Source organism: Tunturiibacter gelidiferens (genome assembly GCF_014201335.1).
GTDB lineage: Bacteria > Acidobacteriota > Terriglobia > Terriglobales > Acidobacteriaceae > Edaphobacter > Edaphobacter lichenicola_E.
In genome coordinates this window covers 732,423-744,911 of record NZ_JACHEB010000001.1, presented here as the reverse complement: position 1 = coordinate 744,911, position 12,489 = coordinate 732,423, and the positions used below count along the sequence as shown (strand labels likewise).

Sequence of the window (12,489 nt, the reverse complement as noted above, 5' to 3'; positions counted from 1 at the left end):
AACACAGCGCTACAGGAATTTGGTCCCCGTGAGCTCTTCGCAGATCTGCCATAACCGGGCGGCAGCGGCGGTGTCATTTGCCTGTGGAGCTAACTTTGCCGGGCCCACTTCTTCACCACGCATCTCCTGGAAACCCTGCGGGCCATAGTAACCGGCGTCTTGGGCGTCGAGAGAGGTTGCGGCATAGAGCGTCGGTAGGGCTCCTTCTGAATCGGTGTTGAGCACAATACCGATGGCATGACCAAGCAGGTTGCGAAAGCTGTTCTCAACTGGGGAGTATTGGCCCGACTGGAAGAGATTGGTGTTAGCGACGCCGGGATGAGCGGCGACACTCATGATGTCTGAGCTGGCAGCGCGTAATCGGCGGTCGAGTTCGAAGGCGATTAGCAGGTTGGCTAGCTTTGATTGCTGATAGGCACTCATCGGAGAGTACTTTCGCGCGGACTGCAGATCGTCGAAGTTGATGCGTCCCCGTTTATGCGCAATCGACGCGATGGTTACCACTCGAGGTCTCCCCCCTGCCCCTGCGGAAGATTCAATGCTAGCCCGCTCGAGAGCAGGCGTAAGGAGCGCGGTAAGTGCGAAATGGCCGATGACATTCGTGCCGAATTGCAACTCGAATCCATCGGCCGTCTCCAGACGGCGTGGCGGGGTCATAACGCCGGCGTTATTGATCAGCAGATGTAGTGGGCGATGCTGCGCAAGCTCTGTAGCAGCAAAACCGTGGATAGAGGTTAGAGATGCGAGATCGAGGAGAGCCAGCTCAGCATGCGTACCTGGCGAATCAGCTTGCATGCGCGCGAGGGCTGCCTCACCTCGTTGCCGATCGCGGCATGCGAAGATGACATGAGCTCCTTTGCGAGCGAGCTTCAAAGCTGTGTGGTAGCCGATACCGCTGTTCGCGCCGGTAATGAGAACACGCTTGCCTGTCATCGATGGAATGTTCGATGCCTGCCACTTCTTGCTCATTGATATTGGACGTAACTGCAGGCTGGTAAAGATGCGAACTATTTCTTGCTTCGTCGTCCCCGAGGTGTTTCTTCTCGTGCCAACAAATTAATCGAAGGAAGAGTCGGTTCTAACTTGGACTGAATCAGAGTCCAATAGATTGAGATCAGGAGAAAAATTATGCCGCTTCCTACCGATGAAAAACTTATTGCGCTCAGCGAGCAGCTTCTGCAGCAGTTCGACACGATCTTTGGACTGAATCCTGGCTTTCGTCCAGCTCATGCCAAGGGCATCATGCTAACTGGTACGTTCACGCCGTCTGCCGAGGCCAGCACCTTGACCAAGGCGCCTCACATCGTTCGGTCGTCGACGCCGGTGACCGTTCGGTTCTCGGACTCGACAGGCATTCCTCTGGTTCCCGATAACGATCCGAATGCGAATCCCCGCGGATTTGCGGTTCGATTCAACCTTGCTGAGCACGTTCATACTGATATCGTCAGTCACTCGACCGATGGCTTTCCGGTGAGGACGGGACAGGAGTTTCTGGAGCTCCTGAAGGCGCTCGCTACGAGTGATCCCAAGAACATCGCTGGAACTCCGCTGGAAGCGTTTCTTGGTTCGCACCCGAAGGCGTTGGCATTTGTGCAGGCTCCGAAGCCTGCGCCTTCGAGCTTCGCTCGCGAGAGCTACTTTGGCGTGACCGCGATGAAGTTCACTAATAATGATGGAGTCAGCCGCTTCGGTCGTTATCGAATTATTCCTGAGGCAGGGAATGATCATCTTGACGATGCTGCGACTGCGGCGAAAGCGCCGGACTACCTCATGTCTGAGATCGTCGAGCGGGTTGCGAAGGGGCCGGTCAGGTTCAAAGTTCTGGTGCAGATCGCAAACGACGGCGACGTGGTCGATGATGCGACGAATCATTGGCCGGAGGATCGGAAGGTTTTGGAGCTCGGCACGCTTACTCTGACCGCGCCGGTTGCAGATACTGCGCATGAGCAGAAGCAGATTATCTTCGATCCGATTCCGCGAGTTGACGGGATCGAGCCTTCGGACGATCCTCTGTTGGAGCTGCGGGCGGCAATTTATCTGATCAGTGGGCGGCGTCGAAGAGCTGCTCCTGCGAGCTAGGGAGGGGAAGTGGCTCTCGGTTTCAGAAGAGGCGCGAAGCCGCGTCGTTTCAGGGGCTATTTGATCTGTGACGGGAACCTGCTACGCTTAATATCGTGCTGATTACTCCGCTCCAACTCGTCGATGAACCGCTTGAATTCAATGAAGTGATCCCTCAGGGGAAGCTGGACTATGCCCCCGATATCCGGCAGGTTGGTCCGCTGCCAGTGAATGGCGTGGCTGATCTGTTGATCGAGCATCGCAGCTCGAGTTCGCATGTCAACGACATTCGGCTACGTGCGAACTATAGTGCGGCCTTCGAGATTCTGTGTGCGCGGTGTGTCGATCCCGTCGCGGTGCCACTTTCCGGTGAGTTTGACCTCATTTTCCGTCCCGAATCGGCGGATGCGGATGCCGGAGAGCGTTCTATTACTGCGGACGAGACCGAAATCGGGTATTATCAAGAGAGCGGTCTTTTGCTGGAGGATGTGGTGCGTGAGCAGGTGTTACTCTCCCTGCCGAGTCGCACTCTCTGTACGGCGGACTGCAAAGGGCTTTGCCCGCGCTGTGGTCAGAATCTGAATCAAGCGAAATGCTCCTGCGATGAGGCTCCGGCCGATGTGCGTTGGAACGCGCTTGCGGGGCTGGCGGACAAGCTCGAGTTGAAGCACTAATCAAGTTTTTGCCTCGTCGACTGCGCGCTTTTTTGCGTGATTGCCGCGGCCGATTGAAAGGGATACTGCAATGCCTAATCCAAAACGGCGCCACTCCAAGCAACGGACTGCCAAGCGCCGCAGCCACGACTTTTTGACTCCCACCGGCCTCTCCGAGTGCCCCAACTGCCACGAGCGCAAGCTTCCCCATCGTGCCTGCCGTAAGTGCGGTACGTACAAGGGTCGCGATGTGCTTGTGACTAAAGAAGCCAGCTAACATCTCTTCCTCAAACCCTGCTCTTCCCTGCTGATGCCGACTGACATCGTTGTAGACGCAATGGGTTCCGACAAGGCCCCCGAACCTGAGGTTCGCGGGGCCGTCCTTGCTGCGCGCCAGTATGACGTCCGCGTGCATCTTGTTGGGCCGGAGGACAGGCTTCGTCCGATTCTGCGGCAGGCGTTGCGTGGGCAGCGGCTGCCGGTCTTCATTGTGCCGGCTACCGAGTGGATCACGATGGATGACAAGGCTGCGCAGGCGGTCCGGTCCAAGCGCGATTCCACCATGCGGGTGGGCTTGAAGATGGTTCGCGAAGGGCGCGCTGCAGGGTTCTTTACTGCGGGCAATACTGGCGCGGCGATGGCTACGGCCAAGATGGTTTTGGGGATGCTTTCGGGAGTTGACCGTCCTGCTCTGGCTACGATTCTGCCGACGATTAAGGGTGTGCCATCGCTGCTGCTCGATGTGGGTGCGAATGTGGACTGCGATCCGGACAACCTCGTCCAATTTGCGGTGATGGGTTACATGTACGCGAGGAACGTGCTGAGAATCCACAATCCCAAGGTCGGCCTGCTTTCGATCGGCGAAGAGGATTTGAAAGGGAACTCGCTGACCCGCGATACGCTGCCGCTGCTGCGGGCTCTGACGAGCATCAACTTCATCGGCAACGTCGAAGGGCGCGATCTGTTCAATGGCCATAGCGATGTTGCGGTGTGCGATGGCTTTGTCGGGAACGTTGCGTTGAAGTCGATTGAAGGAACGGCACAGTTGTTGAGTGCGTCGCTCCGGGAGTCCTTGAAGTCGACTGTGACCTCGCAGGTTGGTGCGCTGCTGTCGCGGAAGGCGTTCGCGGAGTTCAAAAAGCGGCTGGATTATTCCGAGTATGGCGGTGCCGTTCTTCTCGGCGTACGCGGGGTTTGCATCATCGGGCATGGGTCGTCGAACGAAAAGGCGATTATGAACGGCATCCGTGTGGCTGCGGAGTTTGCGCAGGCTGAGGTGAACTCCGGCATTGAATCGGCGCTGCGGCCTTCCTAGATTTTCGTTCCTCACCGTCCTACCCCCTCCCCCTTACCGGCGCGCAAGTCTCTTATTATTAGCAAGTTGCGAGGGGTTGGCTCTCGCAAATTCGTCATAATAAAACAGTTACGGCCAAATTCTTCATAACAAAGTAGTTACGGATAAATCTTTCATTGCAAAGAAGAATGGCCTCGAGGTTGGTAGTTCCTCGAGGCCATTTTGTCTGCTCTGGGTTAAGTATAGAGGTTTGGTGATAACTCATACGCCACGCGATTGTTCAGGATTGGCGCGGGTTTTCGTGTGCAGGGGGCTTGACAGGAATTCGGGAGAGACCCAAACCGAGCGAGTCACGCCATTCCTCGCGGTGACTTTATACCTAGGTATCGTTCGATACCATCGTCCAATTGAGCGGACTCGATTTGAATGGCCTAATAAGGCAGTTGAGATCGCTGGGAGATTTGCTATGGCGGGAATCACCAAAGAAGCGCTTATGAAAGACGTACAGGGCGAAGTTAGGCCTCACCATCTGGGGCGAGATGTATTCGGGTCCGTGCTTCCCGAAGAGATCGACTGGAAGCCCTTCGCGGCGTTTCCACCGACGGTCCGCCTCGCAATCGTCGTCGGTAACCCTACGGAACACGGCCCGTACACGATCAGGGTTAAGGTCCCGCACGGCGTGAAGCTCATGCCACATCGGCATCCTGAAGATCGAGTTTATACAGTCATCTCAGGCGTCTTTTACATCGGTGTGGGCGACCAGTTCGATTCCGATAAGTTGCAGGCATATCCGCCAGGCAGCGTGATTGTCTTACCCGGTAACACTCCTCATTTCCATTGGGCAAAATCGAGCGAGTACATATCCCAGGTGACAGCGATTGGCCCACTAGGCATCGATTATTTGAACGCGAAGGATGACCCGCGCAACAATAAATCCTAGAAAGCGCTGTTACGTGAAGGTCTTATCAAGCATTTTGGCGCATGGTTGCGGTCAAGAGCTTTGTTCTGCTCAGCGGAAGAGGCTGATGATGAGGATTGTGAGGACGGCGACGCTGACTGCAGTGTAGAGGCGGTCGCGTTCGATGGCGAAGCCGATGACTCCGAAGAGCACGCGGGCGACGGGGGTTGCGATTAGCAGGAGGATGCCTAGCTGGATGATGGCGGTGGGGTCTCCGGCAGCGAGTAGAGGGAGAAGATGAGAGGGCTGGCGAAGGTTGGCGGACTCGGCGGAGAAGGTGCGGTAGTTCGCGGGCTGGTTTGCGCGTGCGATGAGGAAGAGCACTCCGCCTATCAGAACGGTGATGGAGGCGAGGAGGACGCCGGTCTGGAGGAGGCGACCCATGAGCATTTCGAGGCGATGGTCGTCGAATGCCGACGTGGGTGATGCATTGGGGACTGCGGTTTTTTGTTGTTCTGTCATGATCTGCCCAGCCAGCCGTTGACGATCATCTCGACGCCGAGGGCGAGGATGACGAAGGTGAAGATGGTTCGCAGAAGCGAGACGCGTGCTTTGACGAGCAGCTTCGCTCCGAGCAAGGAGCCTGCGAGGACGCCGATCATGACAGGAAAGGCCAGGCCGGGGTTGATGTAGCCGCGTTGGAGGTAGATGCCGGCGCTGGCGGCCGCGGTGACGCCGATCATGAAGTTGCTGGTGGTGGTGGAGACTTTGAAGGGGATGCGCATGATGCGGTCCATGGCGAGAACCTTGACGGCGCCCGAACCAATGCCGAGGAGGCCCGAGAGAGTTCCGGCGCCGAACATGGTGGCGAAGCCGGCGGGGATGCGGTCGACGGTGTAGTCGCGCTGGCCGCCGTTGCCGTCGGGATAGGAGCCGGACATGCGGAGACGGTCGGACCAGGGATTTTTGGGGTGCGGGGTGGTTTCGGGGTGGTGGGTTTGTTGCCAGGAGAGCCAGGCCGAGTAAAGCAGAACGATGCCGAAGACGATTGCCAGGGCGTGGGTCGGGACGCGGGTGGCGAGGAAGGCTCCGAAGATGGCCCCGAGGGTCGTGGCGACCTCGAGGAACATGCCGATGCGGACGTTGGAGAAGCCTTCGCGAACGTAAGCGGCGGCTGATCCGGAGGAGGTGGCGATGACGGAGATGAGGGAGGCGCCGATGGCGTAGCGGATGTCGACGTGGAAGGCCAGGGTGAGGAGGGGGACTAAGACGACGCCGCCACCGAGGCCGGTCATGGCTCCGAGAAGGCCGGCTGCGAGCGAGCCTGCGAAGACCAGCGAGGTGAAGAGTGCGAGCGGCATCGGAGTGTGACGATTATGGCATGAGGTCTTTAGGGCGAGATTAGGAAAGATGTTCGGGGGAGCGATGGAAGAGGCGGATTCCGGCGATACCGGTTGCTCCTGCTTCGAGGCAGGAGGGGATGTTTTTGAGGGTGACGCCTCCGAGTGCGTAGATGGGAACGGGGGCGGCGGCGAGGCAGGCGGCGCGGAGCTGGTCGAGGCCCTGGCCGGGGAGTATTTGCTGGTTGGGGAGGGGCTTCTCAAAGACCGGAGCGAAGAGGATGGCGTCGACGTTTTCTGTGCGGGCGCGTTGGACGTCTTCGAGGGTGTGGCACGAGGTGGTGATGTGGGGTGAGGGCTGGTTGGCGGAGATGTAGAGGTCGCGGACCTGGGCGGGGGTGAGTGCGTCCGGCGATGAGGACAGGTGGACTCCGTGGGCGTTGGTGGCGAGGGCGATATCGGGCCGGGAGTTGATGAGCAGGCGCGTTGGGCTCGCGGTCAAGTTGATGGTTTGGAGTAGTTTACGGGCTATGGCGGTTAGGGATGCGGCGGGAAGATCTTTCTCACGAATCTGGATGTAGTCGATGCGGTTGGCGATCCAGCGGGAGGCTTCAGCGAGGAGGGCGGCTTGTTTTTCCTGTTCGCTGCCGAGGTAGAGGGCGCGGCTGGTGATGGCGTAGCGAATCATGGTCAAATCAGTGTATGGTGCCAAGGCCCCATAAGTGCAGTTCGTAATGTTGGTGTGGTAGTTTCAAGGCAGTAAGGCGAACGCGCACACAGCTAAGCAACTGGCCCCTCACGATCGCCACGCAGGGGCCGATAACGGGACAAGAACCAGCCTAGAGTTGGAGTGTATGTCCATGAGTATGTGCCACTATGAGTAGTGTTTACGATCTGATTGTCATCGGGTCCGGACCGGCCGGGCAACGAGCTGCAATTTACGCATCCAAGCTGGGAAAAAAGGTCGCGCTGGTGGAGATGCGCGAGGTGGTCGGGGGCGCCTGCATCAGTACCGGCACCATTCCTTCGAAGACCATGCGCGAGGCGGTTCTTCACCTCTCCGGGTATAACTACAAGTCCATCTACGGGATGAACTACCGGGTGAAGGAACGGATCACGATGGCGGACCTGGCGTTCCGGGTGCAGCACGTGATCAAGACTGAGATCGATGTGACCGAGGCGCAGCTTTCGCGCAATAACATCGAGATGCTGGTGGGTGTGGCGAGCTTTGAAGACGAGACGCACGTGAAGGTGACGAACTCGCGCGGCTCGACGGTGTATGAAGCGAAGAATATTTTGATTGGAACCGGGACCAAGCCGGCGTCGTCGCCGAAGGTGCCGATCAATGGGCGCAGCATCATCAACTCGGACCTGGTGCTGGAGTTGGTGAACCTGCCGAAGACGATGATTATCGTTGGCGGCGGTGTCATTGGGGTGGAGTACACCTGTATGTTCTCAGCCCTCGGAGTGCGGGTGACGCTGATTGAGCGGAGGCCGCGGCTGCTGGAGTTTGCCGACCAGGAGATTATCGAGGCGCTGAGCTACCATCTGCGGGATTCGCGGGTTACGATGAGGCTGAACGAAGAGGTGGAGTCGGTCGAAGAGATGCCGGACGGGACCGTCGTGGCGAATCTCGAGAGCAAGAAGAAGGTTCAGGGCGATGCGCTGCTGTATGCGGTTGGCCGACAGGGAAATGTCGACGAGCTGAACCTGGCTGCGGTGGGAATTGAGGCCGACTCGCGTGGGCGCATTCCGGTGGATAAGGATTTCAGAACGAAGGTGCCGCACATCTTCGCTGTGGGCGACGTGATCGGATTCCCGTCGCTGGCTTCGGTGTCGATGGAGCAGGGTCGGGTGGCGTCGGCGCGGGCATTCGGCGACGATAATGTGCTATCGAACCCGGGGCTGTATCCATATGGAATTTATACGATTCCGGAGATCAGCTTTATCGGCAAGACCGAGGAACAGCTGACGGAAGAGGACGTTCCGTATGAGGTGGGCGTGGCCTACTATCGCGAGATTGCGCGCGGACAGATTCGCGGCGATACGACGGGCCGGTTGAAGATTATCTTTCACCGGATGAACCATTTGATTCTTGGAGTACACATCATTGGCGAGGGTGCGAGCGAGTTGCTGCACATCGGTCAGGCAGTGATGGCATTGGGCGGAAAGCTGGATTATTTCGTGGACACCGTCTTCAACTACCCAACTCTCGCGGAATGTTATAAAGTTGCGGCTTTCAACGGGTTGAACCGCGTTAGCAAGTTTGAGTAGAAATCGCAACCCAGGACGAGGCGGACAGGGTAATGGCAAAGACGATTGGGGTAATACTTTCGGAACGAATTTCTGCCGGGCTGGTGGTCGATCACAAGCTGGTAGGGCCGGTGCGACGCTTTCCTGAAGATCACGACGACGAAGATGCACTGGTGGAGCAGCATACCGAAGCGCTGGTGGAGACGATCACAAACCAGGTGCTCCTTGCAGCCGATGGGGCGAAGGATTTCACCGCGGTTGGCGTGGCTTTGCCCGGGTTGGTGAAAGACGGCGTGGTCGCTGAGGCACCGAATCTGCCGCAGTTGAAGGGTGCGAAGATTCAGGAGTTGCTCATCGCACAGTTGCGCAATCATGGACTCGACGTCAGCGTTACGGCGGTAAACGATGCCGATGGCATGGCTGCGGGCCTGGCTTCAATGCATGGCAAGCTGGACAGCATGATTCGGGTGTGGACGCTCGGCGTTGGAATCGGCTATGGGCGGTACCCGTTTGCTCCCGGCGCGTGGGAGGGCGGACATTCCGTGGTGACGCTCGACGAAAAGGAGCGCTTCTGCGGATGCGGTGGGCGCGGGCACATGGAAGGGATCATGGGGCATCGCGCGATGCGACTGCGGTTTCTCGATATGGAGCCGGAAGAGGTCTTCGAAGCGGCGAAGCAGGGCGATGCCCGCTGCATGGACTTCAAGCGGCTTTGGCATAAGGCTTTGGCCGCCGCATCGGCTACTACGATTCACATGGCAGGGCCGGGGAAGATCTTCATCTCAGGATTCAACACACGGTTTTTGGAGATGCCAATGCTGAAGGATTATCTGGCGCAGATGGTGAAGATGAGCCCGTTGCAGGGCTACTCGCTGGAGATCGTCGAAGATACGCCGGAAGTACGGGTTATCGGGGCAGCCGTTTCTGCCGAGCAGGCTGCCGCTGCCCGGTAGACGGCAGTCGCCCAGCTATTTCTGGCACGTGGCGCAGTAGTGTGTGCTGCGACCGCCTACTACGACGCGTTTGATGGGTGTGCCACAGATGCGGCAGGGCTGACCTGTGCGTGAATAAACGTGGTGGTGCAATTGGAAGAAGCCAGCGACTCCATCTGCGTCTACGTAGTCGGAGACCGACGAGCCGCCAAGCTTGATGGCGTCAGAGAGCACCTTGATCAACGCAGAGTGAAGGCGAGTCAGTTCGGCTCGGGTGAGACGACCCGCGTGGCGCGTGGGACGAATGCCGGCGTGGAAGAGACTCTCGTCTGCATAGATGTTGCCTACGCCGTGGAGTAGAGACTGATTCAGCAGCGCTGCTTTGATCGGCGTCTTTCGGCCACGGAAGAGTGCGATGAAATCCTCAAGCCCGATGGTGAGGGGCTCGGCGCCGGGTCCGGTGTATTTTTCTTCAGGGGTGACGGCTTCCACGATCGAGAGCCTGCCGAAGCGGCGAGCATCGACGAAGCGAAGTTCCTTTCCGCTGCTTAGAGTCAGGATCGCGTGGGTGTGCGGCGGGATTGGCGTGTCGGGCGTCGAGACGAGCAGGCGGCCTGTCATGCCGAGATGGACGAGGAACTGTGCGGATTTGCTCTGATGGGATTTGGAGCGAGTGAGATCAACTACGATCGTTTTTCCGACGCGGTGAACGCGGTCGACGCGGCTGCCGGTAAGTGTTTCGACGATGTCGTCGGGTGGGGACTTGAAGGTTTGAGGCTTGTTGCTGGTCCAGACGGAGCGGACAGTCTGACCGTGGATGCGGGCATGGACACCGTTCGCGACGGTTTCGACTTCGGGAAGTTCAGGCATGGCTGTTTTGAGTATAGGAGCGTGCGGCCTTGTCGCAGTTAGTGGTGTGACAGCTGCAGGATGGGGAGGATGCTAGAGTAGTCGTCGGTCCAGACGCGGAGGCGTGCGTCTGTGGGGACGGTGCCGGCAACGGCTGCGACTTCGGGTTGATCAAAGAACGCGGTATTCGAGGTGAGCAGAATCCACGTTGCGCGGTAGGCCCCGAGTGAATCGTCGGGTTGGCTTTCGATCAGCCTCGACTGCATGTTGGCGGCGTCGGCCAGCGCCGCGAGCTCCGGAGGGAGGTTGAGATATTGGTTGGAGACGTGAAAGGCGAGGATGCCCCCTGGCGCGAGATGTTTTTTGTAGAGCTCAATTGCCTGAATGGTGAGCAGGTGGATGGGAATGGCATCGCCGGAGAATGCGTCGATGGCGAGGACGTCGAAGTTCTGTGGGGTTTCGCGCGTCAATGAGGTGCGTGCATCGCCGTCGGCGAATGAGATTTGTGCTGGTGAGTCGCGAAGGTAGGTGAAGAGGTTTTGCGCGATGGGACGAACGAGCGGGTTGATCTCGTAGAAGCGAATGCGATCGCTGGCTGTGCCGAAGGTTGCGATGGTGCCGGTGCCGAGGCCGATGACGCCTATGTTGCGTGGGCGCCCATTGCAGCAGTGGTGGAGCGCAACTCCGATGCCGGAGTCGTCTGCATAGTAGGTAGTAGGAGTGCGGGTGAGGCCGGGCGCGAAGAGTTGCGTGCCGTGTTGGATAGTGCCGTTTAGCAGCATGCGTTCGGTGCCTCCGTGTGGGCCGGTACGCTGCTTCACGCGAAGGCTCCCGTAGAAGTTGCGAACTTCGAGGATGGCCTCGCGAGCATAGGCGGTGTGCACCATGATGGTGAAGAAGAGGAGCAGTGCGGCGGCGGTAGACCAGAGAAGACGTTGCGGCCATCCGTCGTTCCAGGTGACGGCGATGGCAAGCGCGGCGGTAACGAAGAAGGAGATGGCGAGGTCGTAGTTGGCGGAGAAGATAAGCGGACTGGCTATGCCGATGAAGAAGGTTCCTGACGCTCCTCCGGCTGCGATTAGCAAATAGAAGAGAGTTGTTTCGGTGGGGCGCTGGGGGCGGAGTGCGTAGGTTTCGGCGTGGCAGAAGAGTCCGGCGAGAAAACACTCCGCGAGGAAGAAGAGGATGGCGATGCCGATGGGCAGACTGACGTCGGTCTTCGAGATGGCGTAGCCGAGGCTCGCCAGCATGACGACGAGCAAACGCACGACGATGCCTCGGCGGTAGAGGGTTGGAGATTCGAAGGCGAGGATGAAGGTGAGAAGGTAGACGGCGAGCGGAAGCATCCAGAGCAGAGGGATCGCGGCGATGTTGACGGTGAGATGGCTGGTGACGGCACTTAGCTGCATGGCTGCGGCCATGGGGAGGAGGAACCAGAGCCACTTGGCTCGGCGTGGTGCGTTGGGTGCGGATTCCGGCTCGTCGGTTGGTATTGGAACGGGATGGAGTTGGCGTGCGAGGATGGCGCAGAACACTGCGTAGATAAGGAAGCCGGCTGACCAGAGAGTTCGCTGAAGCTTGAGTGTGAGGTGCGGTTCGACGAGGAATGGGTACGAGATGAGTGCGAGAAGAGAGCCGAAGTTCGAGAGCGCGAAGAGGCGGTAGGGGATGGTGCCGCCCTTTGTGCGCTGGAACCAGACTTGCAGAAGAGGGCTCGTGGCGCTGAGCAAGAGGAACGGCAGTCCGATGGTGAAGGCGAGTGTCGTGAAGATCGTGGTGACGGGGTGATCGAAGCCCTGGCCGATCTCTGGCGGGAAGATCTTTTGCGCGATCAGCAAGACGACAGCGGCGGCGAGGGTGACCAGATAGACATGGCGGCGCCAGGTGGTGGCCTGGCAACGGGTGATCCAGTGGGCGTAGAGATAGCCGAGGAGCAAGGTGGTCTGAAAGAAGACGAGGCATGTGAGCCACACCGCGGAGGAGCCACCAAGGATTGGCAGAAGTTGTTTCGCGGCCATCGGCTCCACGAGGAAGAGCAGGAAGGCGCCGAGAAAGATGGTGATGCCGTAGAGCAGGCGTGGGGCTGGCATTGGTTCTGTGAGTCTCCCGTGATGCGCGTTTCCGGAGCGTTGATGTATTCGTTTGATTCGCGATTTCAGTCTGCCGGAGCGCAGGAGGAGGATATCGGGAGATTTGTAACTCGCGCTATCGA

The 12,489-nt window shown here is 58.6% G+C and carries 13 protein-coding genes; 7 read left to right on the top strand and 6 right to left on the bottom strand.

Annotation, left to right across the window (positions count from 1 at the left end; genetic code table 11):
- Positions 1-9 precede the first annotated feature (9 nt).
- On the bottom strand, positions 10-969 hold the full coding sequence (locus tag HDF14_RS03180; RefSeq protein WP_183973419.1) for an oxidoreductase: 960 nt from the start codon (positions 967-969) through the stop codon (positions 10-12).
- A gap of 159 nt (positions 970-1,128) precedes the next feature.
- Between HDF14_RS03180 and HDF14_RS03175 the strand changes: the two genes are divergently transcribed.
- The 5 genes from HDF14_RS03175 (at position 1,129) to HDF14_RS03155 (ending at position 4,945) form a co-directional block, all read left to right on the top strand.
- Complete coding sequence (locus tag HDF14_RS03175) at positions 1,129-2,079, top strand: catalase family peroxidase (protein ID WP_183973418.1); 951 nt, start codon at positions 1,129-1,131, stop codon at positions 2,077-2,079.
- Between the two features lie 95 nt (positions 2,080-2,174).
- On the top strand, positions 2,175-2,732 hold the full coding sequence (locus HDF14_RS03170; RefSeq protein WP_183973417.1) for a YceD family protein: 558 nt from the start codon (positions 2,175-2,177) through the stop codon (positions 2,730-2,732).
- Between the two features lie 70 nt (positions 2,733-2,802).
- A complete protein-coding gene (rpmF, locus tag HDF14_RS03165; protein ID WP_125485089.1) occupies positions 2,803-2,988 on the top strand; it encodes a 50S ribosomal protein L32 in 186 nt (61 codons plus the stop codon).
- A 33-nt stretch (positions 2,989-3,021) separates the two neighbouring features.
- The gene (gene plsX, locus HDF14_RS03160) at positions 3,022-4,026 is read left to right on the top strand and encodes a phosphate acyltransferase PlsX (protein ID WP_183973415.1); all 1,005 of its coding nucleotides are present in this window, start codon (positions 3,022-3,024) and stop codon (positions 4,024-4,026) included.
- Positions 4,027-4,471: 445 nt separating this feature from the next.
- Entirely contained in the window at positions 4,472-4,945 is a 474-nt protein-coding gene (locus HDF14_RS03155; RefSeq protein WP_260697974.1) for a cupin domain-containing protein, read from the top strand.
- Positions 4,946-5,014: 69 nt separating this feature from the next.
- Here HDF14_RS03155 and HDF14_RS03150 read toward each other — a convergent pair whose 3' ends face one another.
- From HDF14_RS03150 to HDF14_RS03140, 3 genes are read right to left on the bottom strand one after another with little or no spacing between them, the layout of a single operon-like run.
- Complete coding sequence (locus HDF14_RS03150; RefSeq protein WP_183973413.1) at positions 5,015-5,425, bottom strand: DUF1634 domain-containing protein; 411 nt, start codon at positions 5,423-5,425, stop codon at positions 5,015-5,017.
- Positions 5,422-6,264: a sulfite exporter TauE/SafE family protein gene (locus HDF14_RS03145; RefSeq protein WP_183973412.1), complete on the bottom strand. Its 843-nt coding sequence runs from the start codon at positions 6,262-6,264 to the stop codon at positions 5,422-5,424. The genes HDF14_RS03150 and HDF14_RS03145 overlap by 4 nt, the downstream gene beginning before the upstream one ends.
- 40 nt (positions 6,265-6,304) lie before the next feature.
- On the bottom strand, positions 6,305-6,931 hold the full coding sequence (locus HDF14_RS03140; RefSeq protein ID WP_183973410.1) for a thiamine phosphate synthase: 627 nt from the start codon (positions 6,929-6,931) through the stop codon (positions 6,305-6,307).
- Between the two features lie 188 nt (positions 6,932-7,119).
- Between HDF14_RS03140 and sthA the strand changes: the two genes are divergently transcribed.
- Entirely contained in the window at positions 7,120-8,517 is a 1,398-nt protein-coding gene (sthA, locus tag HDF14_RS03135; protein ID WP_183973408.1) for a Si-specific NAD(P)(+) transhydrogenase, read from the top strand.
- Between the two features lie 32 nt (positions 8,518-8,549).
- Complete coding sequence (locus tag HDF14_RS03130) at positions 8,550-9,449, top strand: ROK family protein (RefSeq protein ID WP_183973406.1); 900 nt, start codon at positions 8,550-8,552, stop codon at positions 9,447-9,449.
- Between the two features lie 15 nt (positions 9,450-9,464).
- Here HDF14_RS03130 and mutM read toward each other — a convergent pair whose 3' ends face one another.
- Both mutM and HDF14_RS03120 read right to left on the bottom strand, forming a co-directional pair.
- Positions 9,465-10,298 carry a bifunctional DNA-formamidopyrimidine glycosylase/DNA-(apurinic or apyrimidinic site) lyase gene (gene mutM / locus HDF14_RS03125; RefSeq protein WP_183973403.1) on the bottom strand — a complete coding sequence of 278 codons (834 nt, stop codon included), beginning with the start codon at positions 10,296-10,298 and terminating at the stop codon, positions 9,465-9,467.
- A 38-nt stretch (positions 10,299-10,336) separates the two neighbouring features.
- Positions 10,337-12,367, bottom strand: coding sequence for a fused MFS/spermidine synthase (locus tag HDF14_RS03120; protein ID WP_183973401.1), 2,031 nt, complete (start codon positions 12,365-12,367; stop codon positions 10,337-10,339).
- Positions 12,368-12,489 lie beyond the last annotated feature (122 nt).